Source organism: Bacteroidota bacterium (assembly GCA_041658205.1).
GTDB lineage: Bacteria > Bacteroidota > Ignavibacteria > UBA10030 > UBA8401 > UBA8401.
In genome coordinates this window covers 462,967-484,677 of the sequence record JBBAAO010000001.1, presented here as the reverse complement: position 1 = coordinate 484,677, position 21,711 = coordinate 462,967, and the positions used below count along the sequence as shown (strand labels likewise).

16 protein-coding genes are annotated in these 21,711 nt (G+C 41.2%); 2 read left to right on the top strand and 14 right to left on the bottom strand.

The window, feature by feature from the left end; genetic code table 11:
• The first annotated feature begins 56 nt into the window (after positions 1 to 56).
• Positions 57 to 3,635, top strand: coding sequence for a TIM-barrel domain-containing protein (locus tag WDA22_01885; protein MFA5832202.1), 3,579 nt, complete (start codon positions 57 to 59; stop codon positions 3,633 to 3,635).
• Positions 3,636 to 3,747: 112 nt separating this feature from the next.
• Here WDA22_01885 and hemL read toward each other — a convergent pair whose 3' ends face one another.
• The 11 genes from hemL to WDA22_01830 all read right to left on the bottom strand — a co-directional run bounded on the left by hemL (position 3,748) and on the right by WDA22_01830 (position 16,607).
• Positions 3,748 to 5,034, bottom strand: coding sequence for a glutamate-1-semialdehyde 2,1-aminomutase (gene hemL, locus WDA22_01880; protein ID MFA5832201.1), 1,287 nt, complete (start codon positions 5,032 to 5,034; stop codon positions 3,748 to 3,750).
• A gap of 4 nt (positions 5,035 to 5,038) precedes the next feature.
• Positions 5,039 to 6,034, bottom strand: a complete 996-nt coding sequence (gene hemB / locus WDA22_01875; GenBank protein MFA5832200.1) for a porphobilinogen synthase — start codon at positions 6,032 to 6,034, stop codon at positions 5,039 to 5,041.
• A gap of 7 nt (positions 6,035 to 6,041) precedes the next feature.
• Positions 6,042 to 7,433: a protoporphyrinogen oxidase gene (gene hemG, locus WDA22_01870; protein MFA5832199.1), complete on the bottom strand. Its 1,392-nt coding sequence runs from the start codon at positions 7,431 to 7,433 to the stop codon at positions 6,042 to 6,044.
• Positions 7,433 to 8,425 carry a ferrochelatase gene (hemH, locus tag WDA22_01865; GenBank protein ID MFA5832198.1) on the bottom strand — a complete coding sequence of 331 codons (993 nt, stop codon included), beginning with the start codon at positions 8,423 to 8,425 and terminating at the stop codon, positions 7,433 to 7,435. The genes hemG and hemH overlap by 1 nt, the downstream gene beginning before the upstream one ends.
• A gap of 6 nt (positions 8,426 to 8,431) precedes the next feature.
• Positions 8,432 to 9,820 carry an oxygen-independent coproporphyrinogen III oxidase gene (hemN, locus tag WDA22_01860; GenBank protein ID MFA5832197.1) on the bottom strand — a complete coding sequence of 463 codons (1,389 nt, stop codon included), beginning with the start codon at positions 9,818 to 9,820 and terminating at the stop codon, positions 8,432 to 8,434.
• A 4-nt stretch (positions 9,821 to 9,824) separates the two neighbouring features.
• Positions 9,825 to 10,895, bottom strand: a complete 1,071-nt coding sequence (gene hemE / locus WDA22_01855) for a uroporphyrinogen decarboxylase (GenBank protein ID MFA5832196.1) — start codon at positions 10,893 to 10,895, stop codon at positions 9,825 to 9,827.
• Between the two features lies 1 nt (position 10,896).
• A complete protein-coding gene (locus WDA22_01850; protein MFA5832195.1) occupies positions 10,897 to 11,685 on the bottom strand; it encodes a uroporphyrinogen-III synthase in 789 nt (262 codons plus the stop codon).
• Positions 11,682 to 12,626, bottom strand: coding sequence for a hydroxymethylbilane synthase (gene hemC, locus WDA22_01845; GenBank protein MFA5832194.1), 945 nt, complete (start codon positions 12,624 to 12,626; stop codon positions 11,682 to 11,684). The genes WDA22_01850 and hemC overlap by 4 nt, the downstream gene beginning before the upstream one ends.
• Positions 12,616 to 13,938 (bottom strand): glutamyl-tRNA reductase, encoded by a 1,323-nt coding sequence (hemA, locus tag WDA22_01840; GenBank protein MFA5832193.1) that lies wholly within the window; start codon positions 13,936 to 13,938, stop codon positions 12,616 to 12,618. Before hemA ends, hemC begins: the two co-directional genes overlap by 11 nt.
• A gap of 4 nt (positions 13,939 to 13,942) precedes the next feature.
• A complete protein-coding gene (ccsA, locus tag WDA22_01835; protein ID MFA5832192.1) occupies positions 13,943 to 14,770 on the bottom strand; it encodes a cytochrome c biogenesis protein CcsA in 828 nt (275 codons plus the stop codon).
• 625 nt (positions 14,771 to 15,395) lie between these two features.
• On the bottom strand, positions 15,396 to 16,607 hold the full coding sequence (locus WDA22_01830) for a T9SS type A sorting domain-containing protein (GenBank protein ID MFA5832191.1): 1,212 nt from the start codon (positions 16,605 to 16,607) through the stop codon (positions 15,396 to 15,398).
• 382 nt (positions 16,608 to 16,989) lie between these two features.
• Here WDA22_01830 and WDA22_01825 point away from each other — a divergent pair, with 382 nt between their 5' ends.
• Entirely contained in the window at positions 16,990 to 18,096 is a 1,107-nt protein-coding gene (locus WDA22_01825) for a Gfo/Idh/MocA family oxidoreductase (GenBank protein MFA5832190.1), read from the top strand.
• Between the two features lie 34 nt (positions 18,097 to 18,130).
• On the opposite strand, the gene WDA22_01820 is transcribed toward WDA22_01825, so the two are convergent.
• From WDA22_01820 to WDA22_01810, 3 genes are all read right to left on the bottom strand, one after another.
• The gene (locus WDA22_01820; GenBank protein ID MFA5832189.1) at positions 18,131 to 20,167 is read right to left on the bottom strand and encodes an ATP-binding protein; all 2,037 of its coding nucleotides are present in this window, start codon (positions 20,165 to 20,167) and stop codon (positions 18,131 to 18,133) included.
• 92 nt (positions 20,168 to 20,259) lie between these two features.
• Positions 20,260 to 21,378 carry a hypothetical protein gene (locus WDA22_01815; GenBank protein ID MFA5832188.1) on the bottom strand — a complete coding sequence of 373 codons (1,119 nt, stop codon included), beginning with the start codon at positions 21,376 to 21,378 and terminating at the stop codon, positions 20,260 to 20,262.
• Positions 21,375 to 21,707, bottom strand: a complete 333-nt coding sequence (locus tag WDA22_01810) for a hypothetical protein (protein MFA5832187.1) — start codon at positions 21,705 to 21,707, stop codon at positions 21,375 to 21,377. The genes WDA22_01815 and WDA22_01810 overlap by 4 nt, the downstream gene beginning before the upstream one ends.
• Positions 21,708 to 21,711: the final 4 nt, after the last annotated feature.

The window sequence follows — 21,711 nt, the reverse complement described above, 5'->3', positions numbered from 1 at the left end:
CTTTTTTTAGATTAGGATATCTCACTCTACTCACTATCAAAGATAGAATTTACATTATGAAAAGTACCTTTGGATTTACACTCCGTATTTCTCTCACTTTATGTTTTATCTCTTCACTTTCGATTGCACAGGGGATCGGAAATCTGACTGAGATTCAGATCCGACAGAATCAACTGATACTAAACTGCACTTCAGACCAAGTAGTCATCAGGGCTATATCCGATAATGTGGTCCAGGTAAATTTCCGACCGAATCGTATAAAAAATAATGATACGCCAGTTTTGGGTGATACAAATTGGACATACTCTTCAGCAATCATCGACACCTCATCTGATCCTATCATCTATAAAACGAGCAAATTTTTACTTGAAATACATCGATCACCGCTTCGTTTTGCGGGATACGAATCAAGCGGTAAACTCCTTTTTAATGAACCGGCAAGCGGCGGATTTATTTCCAACGGACTTTTTCTGCACGCAATCGGTAATAATTTTTACGGCATCGATAACAATGCTACCGGAAGTCTCACCAAGAACAATGGAGCAAAGATTGATGCTGGAGCTCAAGGTGGCGCAGGAGCACCCTTTGTCTGGACAACAGATGGTTGGGGGATGATGATGGATACCGATGGAGGGTCGATTTCAATTTCAGGATCGAGCGTACAATATGTGCAGAGTTCGGAAACCAATAAAATTGATATTAATGTATTTTTCCTTTTTGGAACCCCAAAGGAAATCTTTAAAGGAATGACGGATGTTTCCGGTAGAGCGCCGATGCCTCCGAAGTATACATTTGGATTTATGAATACAGAATGGGGAATAGATGAAAATGAATTACGGTCGAATGTTCAATCCTACCGTACAAAAGAAATTCCGATTGATGCTTACATTCTGGATTTTGATTGGATGGCATGGGGTTCAGATAATTATGGTGAATTCCGTTTCGGTGATAAGTTTCCTTCCGCCCCTTCTGGTCAATTAAAACATGACATGGATTCTGTCGGATTAAAACTTATGGGAATTCGTAAACCTCGTATCCACACAGGAACTGTTCAAGGAAATTACGCGAAAGACAATGGCCTCTTCATTGATTATGTCAATGACTATTTCAGCGGAAAACAAGTTGGAAGATTAGATTTTCGAAAAAAGGAAACACGGAATTGGTATTGGGATTCGTTCGTGAATAAAGGCGGTGCATATCAAAATGGCATTATCGGATATTGGAATGATGAGAGTGATGAGTATGGCGGAAATTTGATGACTCTTTATATGGAATCATCAGAATACGAAGGGCAACGCTTATTTAATGATCGAAGAGTTTTTTCACTGAATCGAAATTTTTATCTGGGGGCACAACGGTACGCTTATGGCTTATGGTCTGGAGATATCAATACAGGTTTTGCCAGTATGGCAAATCAACGCCTGTTTATGCTCTCCAGCATCAATCTCGGTGTTCCGTGGTGGGGAATGGACATCGGAGGATTCAATGGCAATCCTACACCGGAAAATTATTACCGATGGATTCAGTTTGGCGCGTTTGTTCCGATCTTCAGGGTGCATGGAACATTGAATCAGGAACGGGAACCGTGGAATTATGGAACCGAAGCGGAAGCGATCGCAAAAAAATATATCCGTTTGCGGTACGAACTTCTCCCATATATTTATTCTGCAGCTCGAAAAACTCATGAGCTCGGAATTCCCATGGTTCGTCCCTTGATCTTTGACTATCCTCAGGATGCGAAAGTCATCAATATATCCAGCGAATGGATGTTTGGCGATAACATGCTCGTTTACCCAATCGTCGCACAGGGAGCTACTGTTGCCAATGTGTATTTTCCTGAAGGAGAATGGATTGATGCTGTTACCGGACAAGTTTTTAATGGGCCAGCATATGTTAACGTTTCGGTGACAAAAGAAGATATCCCGTATTTCATCAAATCCGGATCGGTTATTCCAACTGCAAAGGTAGGAGCATTTGTGGATGATCCGAACACACAGAACATTCTCGTCTTAAAAGGTTTTGGAATTGGATCGGGATCAACGATTCTCTATGAGGATAATGGAACGAATTATGATTATGAAAAAGGAATCCATACAAACAGAATATTCTCACATCAACGAAATAATGATAAAGCAACAATCTCTATCGGTGCTCCTGCAGGTTCATATGTTACTCCCGTACGAGATTATATTGCTGATTTTTGTTTCACTCATATGCCCGACTCCGTAACAGTTGATGGACAATTGATTTCATATGTTTCTTCAGACAGTGTTCGTAATTACTCCATTAAAGCATGGGGTTACGATGAACAGCTCAAAAGCACGTTCGTCCGACTTCCCGATAATCAATCAGCACACATAATTTCTGTTTATCTCGGACTCGACAAAATAGCACCAAAAGTCGATACAGTCTCCATTCTTACAGACTCAACACTCTATGTGCAGTTTGATGAGCAGGTCTTGCTTGGAACGAATGGTTCGAGTGCAGAAAATCCGGCAAACTATTCCATTTCCGGAGGGATCACGATCAGAAAAATTGTATCGAATATGCAACAGAATGGAGTAACCCTCTACACGTCGAAGCATCAAAAGAAAACAAAATACACATTGGCAATATCTAATATTGCCGATCAAAGTGATCAGCACAATGTTTTGAACAAAGTAGAATTCTCGTATACAATGCCGCGACGAATGAAAGTCATACTACAGCAAGGGATGAATGGTTACAATGGAACAACTGACACACATATTGCCGAATACATGCCCAATAACAACATGGGAGGCAATGACCTGTTTGAGGCTTGTCGTTTCGGAGGTAGTAGTAATAATGATGATAAATCGGCGTTAATCCGATTTGATCTTACCGGAATTAAGATTGTCGATAGCAGTCTGGTAAAAGCAGAATTACTTCTTACGCTCGCTGATAATCGAAACGGTTCCATTGAAAAACAATTGGCTTCCTATCGCGTATTGACACCGTGGAATGAAGGAACAAAAAGCGGAATTGACGGGAGCCTTGCCGATCCAGAAATGGTTACATGGAACAGCGCAAAATATAATGTACTTACCTGGAATACTGCCGGAGGAGATATTACTCCTTCATATTCATCTGTGGTTACCGTCAACAGCAATACTCAAAGCGAGTTTGCGTGGGATATTACAGACTATGTTCATTATTGGAAAACAAATCCTGCTGAAAATTTCGGAATATTATTGAAGGAGCCAGATCCTATAGCACAGAATGGAACGAAAGTTTTTTATTCAAAAGAAAATTCATCGAGTGCCGTTCGACCACAACTGATTTTTACATATAAGGATGATATCGACGATATTGGATTGAGTGTGCACAATGGCGCCTCAGTTATTCTTCCGGAAAATTTTCAATTGGAACAAAATTATCCCAATCCGTTTAATCCCATCACAACCATTCGATATGCGGTACCCTATTCTGCTCATGTGAAACTGACCATTCACGACATTCTTGGGCGTGAGATTGCAATGTTAATGGATAATGAACAATCTGCCGGGTGGAAAGAACTTCAATGGAATGCAAACAATGTTTCTAGCGGGGTATATTTTTATCGATTGCAATCCGGAGGTTTTGCCGAAATGAAAAAAAGTTTACTGTTAAAATAATCTTCAGTGTGTGCCTCGTTCCAGTCCCACAACTACGTTTTTACTTATAAAGAAAATACCAACATCTTAGCCGTATTTTTTTGTTAAGCACTGCAACTGATTTATGTGTCAACTATATCGTCATGAGGCATTTCTGTATCGATTGGATTGTTCGTTCAATATCCTCCTCCGAATGCGATGCCGAAATAAAAGCTGCTTCAAATTGAGACGGCGGCAGATAGATTCCTTGTTCCAACATGAGCCGAAAATATTCACCGAACTTCACTGTATTACAACTCCGTGCATCATTCGCATTATGCACTTCGTTTTTGGTAAAGAATAGGGTAAACATTGATCCGACTCTGTTCACCGTAAGGGGAAGATTTTTATCTTTCGCGATACGCAGAATCTGTTTCTCTAATGTTGATCCTTTTTGCTCCAATTGCGTGTATATCGAACTGTCATTTTTTAAGATGTTCAATAGCGTCATACCTGCAGCCATCGCCAATGGATTCCCCGACAAGGTTCCCGCCTGATACACCGGACCTGAAGGTGCAATCTGCTGCATGATTTCTTTCTTTCCTCCATACGCTCCCACTGGCAGGCCGCCACCGATGATCTTTCCGAGTGTGGTAAGATCAGGTGTAATATTATATAATTGTTGAGCTCCTCCAAGTGCTACACGAAAACCTGTCATCACTTCATCGAAGATTAAAAGAATATTTTCTCGAGTACATAAGGTGCGAAGTTCAGTCAAAAAATTTCCTTGTGGTGGAATACATCCCATATTTCCAACAACCGGCTCGACAATGATTGCCGCAACATCTCCTCTATGAGCATCGACAAGCGCTTGAACCGATTGGATATTATTAAAATCTGCAACAAGCGTTTGACTAGCTACCGATGATGTAACACCGGGACTATCCGGAACACCGAATGTTGCCGCACCTGATCCCGCTTTAATTAAAAATGAATCGGCATGACCGTGATAACATCCGTCAAATTTTATGATCTTGTTTCGTTTGGTAAATGCGCGAGCCAAACGGATAGCACTCATTGTAGCTTCCGTACCTGAATTCACCATTCGAACCATTTCCACTGCAGGCATTATGGAATGGATTAGTTCGGCCATTTCCACTTCACGTTCCGTTGCTGCTCCAAAACTTGTTCCATCAATTGCGGTTTTTTGAATCGCTTCAATAATGAGCGGATGTGCATGTCCGAGTATCATCGGACCCCATGATCCGACAAAATCGATATATTCATTTCCATCTTCATCCCACATTTTTGAACCGAGTGCTTTTTTTATGAAGACAGGATTCCTGCCGACAGATTTAAACGCCCGCACGGGTGAATTGACTCCTCCCGGAATGAATTGTTGTGCTCTTTCAAATAATGTATCGGATTTTTTTGTGTTCATGGATTTATTTCCTCGCCAATACTTTTGCGGCATCTTTTGCAAAATACGTTAAGATAAGGTCGGCTCCCGCACGCCTCATACCGATGAGTGTTTCCATCATTACTCGCTCTTCATCAATCCAGCCATTTCGCGCGGCCGCTTTAATCATTGAATATTCGCCGCTGACATTATACGCTGCGGTAGGAATATTGAATGTATCCTTTACTCTGCGGATGATATCCATATACGCAAGAGCGGGCTTCACCATAATAATGTCAGCCCCTTCACGAATATCCTGCTCCACTTCACGGAGCGCTTCGTTAGAATTTGCCGGATCCATTTGATGCGAACGGCGGTCACCAAACTTCGGTGTGCTTTCAGCCGCCTCTCGGAACGGTCCATAATATCCTGACGCGTATTTTGCAGCGTAAGACATAATCGGAGTATTCTTAAAATTATTGTCATCCAATATTTTGCGAATTGCACCGACACGACCGTCGAACATATCGGACGGAGCAATCATATCTGCGCCCGCCTGTGCATGGGTCAATGCTTCTCTCGTTAACAGTTCCACTGATGCATCGTTGACAATCTCGTCACCATGAACAATACCACAATGCCCGTGCGAAGTATATTCGCAGAGACATACGTCGGTGATAACGACAAGTTCGGGAACTTCTTTCTTTAAAGCCCGGACTGCCTGTTGAATAATTCCGTTTTCGTCGTATGCTCCGCTGCCAACCTCGTCCTTATGATCCGGTATGCCGAAAAGAATCACTGCGGGAATTCCTAATTTATACGTTTCAATACTATCGTTAACTAGCTCATCGATGGATTGTTGATACACACCAGGCATTGATGATATTTCTCGTTTGATATTCTTTCCCGGAACGACGAACAATGGATAAATAAAATCGTTCGGTGCTAACTCCGTTTCCCGCACCATACTGCGAAACGCAGGAGTCATTCTCATTCTGCGAAGACGTTGGTTCGATTCAATTGTTATTTTTGTATCAGCCATGGCAGCCTCATAATGTTGTTCGTGAAGCAAGATATTCATTAACTCGTTGACTTATTTTCCCGGATTGTATCACACAATCACCTACGCTAATCCCATCACGATAATTACCGGAAAGGAAAATTCCGGGGTGACGTTCTTCAAATTGTTTCATTTGCTCCACAATGTTGAGATGCCCTATATGGTATTGCGGAATTGCTTTCTCCCACCGGGTAATGTGCGTAAAAACAGGTTCGCCATCCACTTGCATCAATTCCTTCAATTCGGTACTTACAGTTTGCAAAAGTTCGGCATCATTCCGAAGAGCATACTCCGGCTGCCGTGATCCTCCCACAAAAACTGTTAGAGCAACTGATCCTTCGGGAGCTCTTCCTTCAAATAATGTGGAAGACCAGATGACCCCAAGAATTTGCCGTTGTTCTTTTGCGGGAATCAAAAATCCGAAACCGTCTAATTGACGGTGTACTTGTTTTGACTTGTAGCCAACAAATACTTCTGTTACTGGAGGATAAACAATATTGTCAATACTTTTGGACAACGTATCATCAAATGGTTCGATCAATCGGGCTGCAACTGAGGCCGGAACGGCAAAGACAATGCTATCTGTATGATGTGTGTGCACTGATCCTTTTGTAGAATAACGAAGAACATATCGTTTCCCTTTTTCGTCGTACTCCAGCCCTTCAACATTTGATGAAGTTTGGATATCATTTCCCAATGCCTTAGCGATTGCATCCGGCAATGTTTGCATTCCATTTTTGAATGAAAACATTTGTGCCCGGTCTTTTGCCACTTCTCCCCGTTTCTTCCGCTCGCGAGCCCCACCAATTTGCCCTCGAATTAAACCGCCATATTTTTCCTCAAGGGCATATAATTTAGGAAATGCCGCACGCACACTTAATTGTTCCGGAGCACCAGCAAATATTCCTGCAACAAATGGATTAATCGCATAGTCCAGCAATTCTTTGCCAAGACGTCTCTCGACAAATTCGGCAATCGATTCTTCTTTTTTTGCTCTTCCAACGAACGGTTCCTTCAGTAATCGAATTTTCCCTGACAAAGACCATAAGTTGGTTCGTAAGAATTTTACCGGAGACATTGGAAGTGGGTGTAGCATACCGTTGCGTAAAATGTATCGGTTATTTCCGACAGGATTTGCATAGACAAGTTGATCGGATAAACCAAGATCAGCGAACAACGTTTTAAATAACAGAGATGTTTCCAGCGCACTGTTCGGACCGGTTTCAATCAGCCAGCCGTTGTTGCGGATAGTCTTCATCGTTCCGCCGACTGTCGCATCACGCTCCAGAACTTTGATTGAATAACTCTGCTTACGAAGCCACCACGCTGTCGTCAGTCCGGAAATTCCACCGCCAATGATTGTGATTTGAGAAGAGGTCATTATTTTGCAGCTAATTTTTTCTCTACAAGATCCGATAAACATCCGATAAACAGTTCATCCGTTAACAACGCGGGCATCATGTCGTAGTATTTCACTCCTAATTTCATTGCCTCATCTCGCGCTTCGATGTTGATTTCGGAAAGAGTTTCGATATGGTCGGTAACAAATGCAATCGGCACAACAAGAAGATGTGTTGCTCCCTCATGTCCTAATCGTTCGATTGTTCCGGTCAATGAAGGGGTCAGCCATTTTTGCGGGCCGACCTTACTTTGGAAACATAACATATGGGGAAGTCCAAATTGTCCGCGCTCTACAACCAGTTCGTACGTTTTTCGGATATGATGCGAATAAGGGTCACCATCGCGGACTAATTTCATTGGTGTGCCATGAGCACTGAACACAATCTGCACTTTTGATCTTTCGTTATTCGGCACACGGTTTAGCGCGCAGCGTATCCGCTTTACAATGGCATCTATATAAAGTGGGTGATCGTAATAGTGATCAACAAGAGTCGTGGGAATACTCGGAAGCTTTAATTCTTTCACTGCGCGTTTCCACTCATTCACACTTGACCCGGTCGTTGCTTTACAATAATGCGGATACAAAGGCAATAACACGATCCGATCTGGTTTTGATGCCATAACGTTTTTTACAATCTCGGCTGTCAAAGGATGCCAATATCGCATCGCAATATGCACATCAACATTATACCCCTTCTCTCTTAATGATCCCAATAAACTCTTTGCCTGAAGTGTCGTCTGTTTGAAAATTGGAGATCTTTTGCCGATCCGTTTGTATAATTCCTGTACTTTGGGTGCACGACGGGATGAAATGAGACGGGCCAATGATTTCCGAAACAGAAATGCTCCTGGAATATCAATGATATCCGGATCACAAAACAAATTATAGAGAAATGGTTCTACCGATTCAAGACTGTCCGGTCCCCCCAGTTGAAGCAGCACAACGGCAATTTTTTCTTTTTTACTATTCATAAATGACTAAACAGTTTTAGAGAAGATCGGTTTTTCTTTCATCATGGCATCAATATATGCATCGAATGACATGGCAATATTCCGGATGACAAGCCTGCCAAGACCGTGAACCAATATCTTATTCGGTTCAAGAGTTACCAGACCATCATCAATGAACGGTGTCAATTTGTTAAAGGCTGGTGCGAAGTAATCCCGAAAATTAATCTTATGTTTTGCTTCAACCGACGGGATATCAAGTTCCATGTCGCACATGATCCGCATTATCACATCTTTCCGAATGTGGTCATCATCGGTCATTCTGTATCCGAGCGTCGTTGCAAATTCATTCTTTCCAGCTGCATCGGTATATTCTTTTACTGTTTTTAAATTTTGGTGATATGAATTCCTGAAGTGACCGATAGCAGACATTCCGAATCCATACAGATCACATCCGGCTTTTGTAGAGTATCCCTGAAAGTTGCGGTATAACGTTTTATTTTGTTGTGCAATCGACATCTCATCGGTCTTTTTTGCAAAATGATCCATGCCGATATTCCAGTAACCGGCATCAAGAAGTTTTTCTATTGTCATCTTGAAAATTTCGAGCTTCTCTTCCACTGTTGGCAGAGTTTCAGTCTTGATCACTTTCTGGTGCGGTTTTAGCCAAGGAACATGAGCATAATTGAAGACGGCAATTCTATCCGGCGAAATATCAATTACTTTATCCACCGTCTCTTCAAACGTTTTTAATGTTTGATACGGCAGGCCATAGATCAGATCAAGATTGATGCTGGTAAAACCGAGACTGCGGCTCCAATTCACTGCATCCCGTGTGATCGATTCAGGCTGGATTCGATTAACTGCCTCTTGTACTTTTTCGTTAAAATCCTGCACACCCATACTCACACGATTGAAGCCGCTTTCACGCAATGCTTTCATATGTTCATATGTCAGCCCGCGCGGATCAATTTCCACGCTCGCTTCAATATCGTTGTCAAAATGAAAATGATTTTTAATGAACGAACCGATATTGAGAATCTCTTTCGGATCCTGATACGATGGCGTTCCCCCGCCCCAGTGCAGCTGTGTCACTTTGCGGTTTCGAGCGATCATTGGTGCGACCAGTTCAATCTCTTTTTTCAAATACTCATTGTATTTATTAATGAGACTCTGGTCGTGAGTAACAAGCATTGTACAGCCACAGAAATAGCAGAGTGTGTCGCAATATGGAAAATGAAAATAGAGGGAAAGATCTGCATTTTCATCGGCAGAGTTCGTCTTGAGAATCTCTTCCTTGTATTCTTTCGGACCAAATGCTTTTGAAAATAGAGGTGCAGTAGGATAACTGGTATATCTCGGTCCCTGCCCGGAGTATTTTTTTAAGAGTGCAACATCAATTGATTCAAACTGTTTCATCGACTTATTTCGCTTTCTTGTGATACTGCATGCTGTGTGTCTTCACTGCATTAATAAATGCCTTCACATTTTCTACCGGTGTTTCGGGAAGAATCCCGTGTCCGAGATTAAAGATATGCCCCGATCCATTACCATATTTTTGAAGAATCGATTGCACACCTTGTTCAATCCGCTCTGGAGTTGAAAACAACATTGTCGGGTCAAGATTTCCCTGCAGCGCGACCTTGTTTCCAATGGCATTCCGTGCTTTTCCAATATCTGTTGTCCAATCCAACCCTACAACGTCCGCACCAATCTCAGCGATCTTTTTAAGCGAGTGGCCGCAATCTTTACAGAACACGATGACCGGGACATTTTTCTTTTTCACCTGTTCAACGATCTGGTGAATATAACGGAGTGAAAATTCTTCAAACTCTTCCTGTCCCAGTATTCCACCCCACGTATCAAACATCTGAACGATATTTGCTCCTGCATCCACTTGTGCAGAAAGATAATCAGCTACTGATTGTGCAAGTTTCTGCAACAAGATATGCGCCTGCTGCGGATGGGAAAAAATTAATTCTTTAATGTAGCGATAATTCTTTGATCCTTTTCCTTCTACCATATACGTTGCCAGTGTCCATGGCGAACCGGAGAAACCAATCAGCGGAACTCTCTCTTGCAGTCGTTCTTTCGTCACGCGCAGGGCATCCATCACATATCGCAATTCTTTGTTCGGATCGATTGTGTGGAGTTTATTTATATCGTCGACAGTACGTATCGGAGAAGGAAAGCGCGGTCCCCCTTTTCCTTCTTCAACTATCAACTCCATGCCCATTGCTTCCGGAATCACGAGGATATCGGAGAAAATGATTGCAGCATCAACACCGACCAGATCGACCGGTTGCACAGTCACTTCGGCAGCAAGATCGGGCGTTTTGCATAAGGTGAGAAAATCTACTTTATCCCGAATTGCACGGTATTCAGGTAAATACCGGCCTGCTTGCCGCATAAACCAGACCGGGGTTCGTTCAACAAATTGTTTTCGTGCAGCTCGTAGTAACAGATCATTTTTCAAGTGAACATCTTCTTTCATGTTAAGTTGTATAATAGTTTCGGATCGCCTTTGCAAATGCTTCCGCCGTTGAATGTGGTGAAACCAGCACAAGATTCATTCCTTCGCGCCGAGCAGCATCGGCTGTCGTTTGACCGATAACAGCAACATCTATATTTTTTATCGCCTGTTGCGTAGCACGCAAAACATAATGAGCAACACTGGAAGGACTAAAAAATGTTATCATGTTCGCTTTCTCTTCTATCGTCTTCAACATCTTCTTCCGTTCATCAGTAAACGGCGGTTCCTGCGTACGATAGATCGTGATAGAATCAACCCTTAATCCATGTGAAGAAAGAGCCGTTTCAATATCACTCTTTGCAAGATTTCCCTTTGGAAACAAGAACCGTTCCCCTGCAACTGATTTACGCACAATTTCCTGAGCTAATTGTTCCGCTGAAAATGTTTCCGGTATTTTTTCTGTCTCCATCCCGTATCGATCAATTTCTGATTTCGTTTTTTCACCAACCACATACAATCTGCATTTTTTCATTTGCTCTATGCTAAGATGATATTCCGCACGATGAAAAAAACACTTAACCGCATTGGCACTGGTAAAAATAATTCCCGCATATGTGCTCATTACAGCAATTGCAGTATCGCATTCGCTCCATGTTTTCGGCTCTATAATTTCGACCGTAGGGAAAAGAATAACCTGTGCACCATATTGTTCCAACAGTTGAGAAAAATCTTTCGCCTGCTCTATTCCTCTGGTGACAGCAATTGTCTTGTTTCGAAGAGGTAACTGATTGGCATTACGATCATCGCTCACGACGCAGACTTCCGTATTTCTTCCAAAATCTCTTTTGCTCCGTTTGACATCAATTCCTTTGCAAGCGCAGTGCCGAGTGTCTCCGATTCTTCCGGAACGCCATTGACCGATCCTTTTACAATCCTTTTCCCATCTAGTGAACCGACCATTGCATCCAGAAAGAATTTCCCTTGCTCTATTCTGCCATACGTCCCTATTGGTATTTGACAGCCTCCTTCAAGATGACGGAGCAGCGCACGTTCACCGAGTGTTGCTTGGTATGTTTCTTTATGTCCTAACGGAGAAATCAATTTCAATATTTCAGCATCATTTTCCCGGACTTCAATTCCTAACGCCCCTTGCCCGACTGCGGGAAGGATGAACGCAGGTGAAAATACTTCGGAAATCATTGATGTCCAGCCAAGACGGGTCACTCCTGCTTTTGCCAACAACATTCCATCCCAGTCACTTTGTTCAAGTTTTTCTTTTCGTGTTTTTAGATTCCCACGGATGTCGATGATGGTTAAATCCGGCCTGTGATGAAGCAATTGGCATTTTCTCCGCAGACTCCCTGTTGCAATCATCCCACCCTTCGGAACATCATTCAACGATGAATATTTTTTCCGCGGATGAGAAATAAAGACATCTCGAATATCTTCCCGTTCGGATATCGCACCAAGAATCAATCCGGGATTCAACTGTGTCGGCACATCTTTTAAGCTATGGACGGCCAGATCTATTTCTCCGTCAAGCAATGCCCGATCCAATTCCTTTGTAAAGAGTCCTTTGTCACCAATTTTTGAAAGGGGTGAATCCAAAATGATATCACCGGTCGTTTTAATTTTTTTAATCTCAACGGTAACGGAAGGATGTAATTGTTGAAGTAAAGAGGCAACGTGTTCAGATTGCCAGAGAGCCAACGCACTGGCCCGTGAACCAATAATGATTGTATTATTCCGCACGTTCTGTCTTTTCGGTATGTTGTGATTGTTCTTGTGAATGATGATAAAGGCCGAACAAATCGCGAATAGCTTGGAGTTTTGCTTCCTTCTGCTGCCTGGTGTCCCCTTTTCCATTTCGCAATTCAGAAGCCGGCAGTTGAATCAGACGGTGAATAATTCTTCGTGTAACCAGTTCGACTGTTTCTTTATCCTTCTCACTGAATTTATGGATGTGATAATCCAATTCCTCTTGTCTGATGGTATCATATAACTCACGCAAACGATCGATCGTTGGAGCGATAGCATGTGATTGATACCAGCGATTAAATTCAGTCAATTCTTCTAACATAATCGCATTGACTGAAGGGATGCACGATTTTCGACGTGCATGATTTTGTTCTACAATGTGGGAAAGAGAATCGAGATCATGCAAGAAGATGTTTTCAAATTTATTAATGTCCGGATCAACGTTACGGGGAACACCGATATCGATGATCAATAAGGGGGATTGCCTTCGTCCTTTATTGATATTTTTGAATTGTTGAGCATTCAACACATAATCCGTTGCGCCAACGGAAGAGATAACAATATCAACTTCAGAAAAAGTTGACATAAATGATTCAAAGGGAACCGGTGATGCGTTTAAAGTCGCCGCAACTTCTTCCGCTTTCTTCAATGTGCGGTTTGTAATCAATAATTTGCCAATTCCGCGAGCAACCAGATGTTTTGCAGTCAGTTCACCAGTTTCACCGGCACCGATCAACAGAACAGTTTTTTGGGATAGGTCAAAAAAGATTTTTGCTGCAAGATCGACCGCAGCATAACTTATCGATACAGCACCTTTTGATATCTCTGTTTCTGTTTTCGTCCTCTTCCCGGCATGAACCGCCGATTGAAGAAGCTTATTCATCACCGATCCGCTCACTTTTGACTCGGCGGCAATTGCATAGTGATCACGAATCTGATTTAAGATCTGCACATCTCCCAAAATCATCGAATCCAAACCAGTTGCGACTTTAAACAAATGATTAACAGCGAAAATATCCTTTAAGTGATAAAAGTGCTTTTCCCCAACAATCGGCGATGCTTTTTTTGTGGTAAGTATTTCCTTGGTCAATTCCGACGTCAGTTGTTCTACTGAAGTGTCAAGAATCTCAGATTTTGTTACACCATATAACTCTGTTCTATTGCATGTTGAAATCATAAAACATTCGTCAAAAAACTTTTCCTTCACTGCCGGTAAAAACGTACGTATCTCGTTATCTGAAAACCAGATCTTTTCCCGTACTGCGACGTCCGCCGTCCTATGATTAATACCTAAAAGATATAACATGTAACTATTTGATAAAAAAATGAAACGATGTTAAATACATGTTAATAATTGTCAACGAAAACACCGTGAACAAAAAGCCGGATATTGCTAAATGCATTACTTGGCGTCCTCGCCTTTTTCCACTTTGGATAAGATAAATTTCAACCGCATACATACTCCAAATAATAATTGTGCCGATGAGTTTTGGATCAAGGTATGAAAAATTATCAATTGCACTCGGAAGCCATACATACCCTATCACAATTGCCACACTTAACGGAATGAATCCAATCAAAATTCCTTTTTTCGTCAGATATTCCAATCGCTCCAAACTTGGAAGATTATCAAAAATAATCCCGAATGAGTTCGATTTAAGAGCACGATATTGAAGCAGGTACATCAGGCCATACACTGCCGCAATCGTGAAGGCGGAATATCCTAAGAGCGCGCTCAGAACATGTATCCCAAGCAAATTATTGCGCAGCACCTTATCGACCACATAGACATCTTCAATAAACAGTGAGGATATTACTTGAAATACTAACGCAAAAGCCAAAACAAACAATCCCGTATTTTTTATCTTGGTTTGCATTTCAATAACACGATATGATGCCGCAACAGAAAATGCTAACAGCGACATAATTTCAAAAACCGAAATAATGGGAGGGTGTTGAAGATCTATCGTGCGAAGAAGTAAGTAAAAAAAATGTGTTACGATTGTTACGAATAATAAAACTGTTTTGAATTTTTTTGCCTGTTGCTGTTGCCTGAAAAATGCAACAGCATAAGCCGCTACAGTAATACTGTAAAATAGCGGCAGTAGAATTTCGAATATTTTTCCCATTTGGTCCATGATGTACCCTAATGAAATCACATGTAGCAGATGTTCGTTCAATGGTGATCGCCTAATAAAATGCTCTTTTGCTAGTCGATCAGTTATGGATTTTTATTCAATAATTAATCAAGAAAGGTGCCAAAATTAGTTATTGTTTTCTGCAAACAAAGACATTTATTAAAGACTTATTTGTCGATTTTAAGAAAAACTGTGGAAATTTCTTATTTTAGCACTTAAATCCTACTTAATATAAGCAAGATTTACCGTTCTTACACTATTACGGAAAAATTTGACCAACGCTTAGAATGGAGTGAATTATTCCAGAGGAAATAATGACAGTAGGTGGAAGGATTTTTCCTATGCCATACGGTGTAGAATTTTTTTGAGGTATCGATCAGATTCGAAGTGAGGCAAAGGGGTTGCAGACTCTCTCCTTAACTGCTCGATCACAGCACCACAGCCCTCGTCAAATGAATCTCAAAATTGAAAGTACCTTCAATTGTCACACTGAGCGGAAACTACGTGCGACAATTGAAGGGAAGCACGCCACGGTCTCGTTCGGCATAACAGTGATTCAATGTTATTGCGTTTCTTCTAAATAGAAATTGAGACACGTGCATAGACAAATCTTCACACAAACGGTTCACTTGAGAAGTAGCATCTTTTTCATTTGCATCTTTTCTTTACTTTGTAATCGAACAAAATAGATTCCGCCGGCAACCGTTGATCCGTCAAATTTTTCTGTGTAGAAACCGGCATCCTTAAATCCATTCACGAGAAAAGCAATTTCCCTGCCGAGAATATCATGCACTATAAGTGAAACATTTCCGGAAAGCGGTAACTCATACGAAAGTTGTGTTGTAGGATTAAATGGATTTGGATAATTCTGCCGAAGAATAAAGTATTCCGGTATATTGGCCGAATTCGTTTTCACGGATGTCGCCATTTCTGATAGTGGTCTTTTCCATATACCATCGGCAGTCCCAGCAAATAGATTTGAACCAAATACCGTTAATACATTCACCCTAGGACTTGACATCCCAGACGTGGCTTTTGTCCAACCTGATCCGCTATTATTCGAAAAAAGAACATCTCCATTTGTTCCGGCAAAAAGCGTAGTGTTATTAACGGCAAGCGAAAGTGCATATTCATAAGGATAACCGGTATTTACCGCATTCCAATTTGCGCCATTATTAGTTGATCGAAAAACAAATTCCTGAGTTCCGGCAAAAAGGTTAGTTCCAATTGTTGCAAAAGCATACACATACGTATTCGTCAAACCAGAACTGAGTGTGAGCCAATTTGTGCCCCCATTTGTCGTGCAATAAATTCCATCCGTAGTGCCTGCAAATAGATCTGCACCGTTTGTCGCTAATGTGACGAGATTTAGTGATGATGTAATTCCAGCACTTATTTTTGTCCAATTGGTTCCTGTGGTAGAGTGATACACTGCACCGCCGGAAAAAGAATATGTGCCAGCATATATGTTTGTACCGATTACGGCAAGTGCGGTAACATCGGTTTCCGATAAGCCGGTGTTATTGAGTGTCCAGCCGGTGCCATTGTTCGTGGAAATAAAAATACCTCCATCAGTACCTGCATAAACCGTTCCCAGAGAATTTACTGCCAGCACATTTATAAATTTATCTGTCAATCCTGTGTTTACTTCGGTCCAGTTTGCACCATTGTTCGTGGAAAGAAAGACTCCATCCCCTTCCGTTCCGGCAAAAAGATTTGTACCGGAAGAAGCAAGAGTGATTACATATTTTCCGGTCAATCCGGCTGTGACCCATTGAGCATCTGTCTGAGTGCCAACAATTAACAAACACAGTAATAATCGTAGATTGGTTTTCATCTGTTCCTCCCTTTTTTGAGATTGTAAGAAACGACAAAAAATTCCGAGCAATAACACAACGAATTTTTTCACACGGAGATCACGACAGCAACTTGCTCCATAAACAAAAAATCCTCTTTCACGCATCAGCGATCCAGAGGTTCACTTGTATAGGCTTTTGATAAAACCATCCCCCGTGGTTCGATGCATGCCAATGCGAGATTGTAGAGAAGATTCGTCAGAGAAGCAATGCGACTAAGCACAAGTTTTTTTATTTTTACTTTTTAAAAGATAAAAAACTCCGTTAAGGTTAGACTGGTTCGGGAATTGCGCTATTCATATTAAGTGAATATATTCATTCGTTTAAAGACGATAACCTTGTTTACACTCAATAATTACAGTTATGATAAAACATCTCCTCTTCCCAATCCTATTAATATTGATTATGAATACACAAATGCTTGGACAATCGACTGCCTCCGAACCGCTAAGAATCGGAGTGATTGGTCTTACACACACTCACGTTCATTGGATATTAGGTAGGCCGGATCGAGGTGATATAAAGATTGTGGGTATTGTTGAACCCAATCGAGAACTGGCTCAACGGTACACAACTCAACATAATTTTTCCATGAAGATTGTCTACAACACAATGGAAGAAATGATTGCCGCCGTAAAACCGGAAGCGATAACGGCGTTTGGGACTATTTTTGACCATCTGAAAGTTGTTGAGACATGTGCGCCACTCGGCATTCATGTAATGGTTGAAAAACCGTTGGCCGTGAGTATGGACCATGCAATCAAGATGAAAGCATTCGCCGAGAAACATCACATTCAATTACTGGTCAATTATGAAACAACATGGTATGCTACAAATCATAAAGCGTACAACATGGTTCAAAACGGAGCAATAGGAGAATTGCGAAAGATTGTTGTCCATGACGGACATAAAGGACCAATCGAGTTAGGCATTAATCAAGAATTTTTGGATTGGCTTTCAGATCCTGTAACCAATGGAGCTGGAGCACTCACAGATTTTGGCTGTTACGGAGCGAATCTTATAACGTGGATGAAGAACGGTGAACGGCCTGAAGCGGTAACGGCAGTTGTACAGACAATTAAGCCGGAGCTCTATCCGAAAGTGGATGATGAAGCGACAATCATTTTAGGATATCCAAAAATGCAAGGCATCATTCAAGCGTCTTGGAATTGGCCAATCTCAAGGAAAGATATGGAAGTGTATGGTAAGACAGGATATATTTTTAGTGACAATCGTTCCACCATTCGTTTTCGCTTAAACGAAAGCACAGACGAACAAAAAGAAACATTAGCAGAACGGCCTTCGCCGTACGATGATCCATTTTCATTATTCGCTGCGGTGGTAAAAAAGAAGATCACATTGCCTGCGTACGATCTCTCCTCTCTGGAGAATAATATGATTGTAATGGAAATATTAGATGCGGCAAAGGAGAGCGCTAAGACCGGAACAACCATTCTACTCAAAAAATAATATGATGACCAGATCAGTGATTCTCTTCCTCCTTTTAATTTTTCAGACTCACAGCAGGAATAGTAATTGTAAATATAGTTCCACTCGGAAGGTTGTTCCTAATTTGTAGTGAACCGTTATGCTGGGTAACAATTTGATGTGTGATAGCTAGTCCCATACCCGTGCCGGTAGATTTTGTCGTAAAATAAAGATTAAATATTTTTTCTTGAATTGCAGTTGGGACCCCCAATCCCGTGTCAGAGATTTCAATCATCACATCGTTACCGATTTGGCTTAATCTCAAAGTAATTACTCCCTTTTTTGGTGTCGCTTCCAAAGCGTTTTGCAGCAGATTCAACACAGCCTGGGTCATTTGTTCGGAATCAATCGATAATTGAATTTCTTCCGATTGAAACGAAAACGATACCTTCTTCTCCTTTGCTTGTGACTGGAATAACGTCGCTACATGGTTAATGAAGTCCAATGAAGAAACATGCTTTTGTACTATTGTTTTTGGTCTGGCAAACTTTAAAAATTGTTGAATAATCCCATTAATGCGAATCGATTCACGTTTGAGTACACCGGTTAGCTCCTTATATTCACGGACTCCTTTTTTAGGTAAAAATTCTCTCTCATATCGTTGCGCAATCATCGATATGGCATTCAATGGATTCCGAATTTCATGTGCAACACCGGCTGCCAATTCTCCCATTGCGGTCATTTTTTCTTTTCGCTGAATCTCTTTTTCCAGCAGTTTGGATTCTGTAAGGTCTTTAATAACCAATGTTAATGTCTCCCGTTCTCCATTATTCATCAATGTTTCCGATGTGGAAACGGAAACGATTCGCTCTTTGTTTTTTGCACACAGCAATGATCGTTCCAGGTGCTCTTCTTGTTGAGAAATTAATGATAATAGACAAGTGCGGACATTTTCGGGAAGCGTTTCTATTGAATAACCGATCACATTCTTTGCATCGATATCAAAAAGCATCTCGGCCCGCCGATTGAATATCGTTACGTGATGAGAACCATCAATTGTGATGACCGCGTCATTCATATGCTCAAGAATATTACCGGTCAACGTCTGTATCGAACGATACTTTCCCGAGATGAGTTTTATGTTTTGTGAAGCAACAATAAATGAGACGATGATAACGCCAAGAAAGATAAACACGAGGGACATGATGACCATCCGGCCTTGCATCCGTTCATCAACGGCTCGTAGTTCATCCATGGAAAGTCCAATACGCAAAACACCGACTGTTGCTCCTTTAATTGATAATCGTTTTAGTACTTCAAATGTTGTACGCTGATGAAACATCATTTCTCTGCTGATCGTTGTATCGAGATCCAGCACAGTAAGTAGTGATGGATCATTTTCAACAGTCGACATTTCTGTTACATCTTTCGTTGCGGCAAGTATTCCTTCTTTATCCTGAATAACAACGTATTCAATTTCCGAATTGTTACCAAGATCGTTCACAAGTTTACCAATCCCAATCTGTTTTCGGAATTCGATAAACTTTGCCGCATCCAGATTAGCGACAATTGCCCCACCAGCACGGTTCGTTCGTTTGACTGCAACAGCGTACCGTTGACCTTCTTCAAACCGGGCTTCTTTTAACCCGATGACAATTTGATCGGTTTCCCCTCTCAAGATCCGTAACAAATATTTTTGAGGAGAGTGTTTTCCCGGAAGTTGTTCTTTGTGCATTTCGGGAAGATGGCTCGAAAGAATTCTTTTCCCCCTCCGATTAAAAACATTAATGCGATAAATTTCATTTTGTTCTGCTATTGCGCGTAACATGTTTCCATCTACTATTCCCATGCTGTCCAACAATGCAACAAAATGAGCATTGTTTAACAATCGCTCAGCCAATTGTTCTTCTATCTGATCGGTAGAAAGAACAACATTGGCACTGCTATTGATAATCGTTTCGGAAAGTGATAATGCATGTTCTTGAAGAATATGATAAAGTTCTTCGCGACTTTGGCGCAGTTCAAGAAATGCAGAAGTGAACATCAATACCGCTACGCCAAGCGTAATGGCAATAATGTATCGGGGTTTAATAATGGTAATAAAACGGATCAAGGGAACCTATAGTTACTAAGTAAGATGCTCACAATAGCAATAAGGATCCCTTTATGAACGAGTTTTTTGTTCTTAAAATCAAGGCATTCCTTTTAGAAAGGAATACCTACTTCCAGGGTAACGGCATTGTTGTTGTATTCATAGAATGCATCATTCGATGAGTTTTGAATGATATCAATTGCTCCTTTTAATGAAAAGCCGAGTTCATCAAAATTTTTGGATAAACCAATATTGATATAAGACCGCATATCAATCCGTTGATCAGCGACATAATTTCCAGCCATATCGTATGCGGCAAGTGATGAATACAGTTTGTTTTGAATTCCGCCGGAGAGTTTTAATGTCATCGATTCAGAAAGAAGCGATGTCACAGTCGCACTTGTATGCAATCCTTCATAGCCGTAATGATCATCAAAGAGTTCATCGTCCGAAATGAATCCATACTCAGAACTGAGATACCTGGTTTGTTTCTGAAGATTCCATTGATATCGTCCGGTAACACTTAACCCTATTTCATCGGATAATCGTTGCCCAATTTTTATTGTTCCAATAAACTGCGTAACACTTGGCATTAGAGATGATAAGACCCCTTTTCGCATGGATGAACTGGCCATTGATGGAGTTGAAGAATAGAACTTACTGCCAAGATCCGTTTGAATAATTGCTGTGGTGGTTGAGGTTGCGGCAAATGCTGCATGAAGAAATATTGAATGCTCCGTATAACTAAAGTCATCCAATGAAAAAAAGGTGATGTTCCGCAGTGAATACCCTGCTTTATGGATCATCCAATCAGCAACAAAATATTTGTAATTCATATTGCCGGAGTAAACGTTGTGATCAAAAATCGTGTAAGCATCCCTGTTCACACTTGTCCCGATTAATCCGCTTATGTTGAATGCATTTTCATTATCATCACCATAATACTGAGAGAAGTCAGCATTGAGCGAATGGAAATGATTAGTGCGTTCAAGCAGAGATTCAAAATAGGTAAAGGTTCCATCATAGGATAACTGAGTCAACGAGCTTTCTCCTTCTAATACATACCCTCCGGTAAAGTTCATTGTGGTAACATTACTTTGTAATTGAAGAGCGTTATTATTCACATTATCGTCATACATAGAACTTATCGTTGTCTGTGCTTCAACTTGGCCTACTGCATGTTGAGCAAACAAGACAATAATGATACCGGTAATAAGTTTGATTGTTTTCATTTTTGTTTTCCTTGTTGTCGTTTTCCTGATTGATTGGGTGATTGAGTTTTACCGCGGCGAAATCCAAGACCTTGTTCGCGAGTATCGCAGATTCCGTCTCCGTTTGTATCGATAAACCGGTCGTGCATTTTCATTTTTTGTTTAGCACCTGATTGTTGAAGTTCTTTCGTATCGTCTATGCCGTCGGCGTTAAGATCGTTAACAATGGGTGTTGTTGCCTTTTTATCCCCCTTCTTTTTTTCCATCGATTGTGATGATTGCGCCACAGTGACGGATCCGAAGAATATCGTCATCAGAAGGAACGTTTGAATGATGTTGTTCTTTTTCATTGTT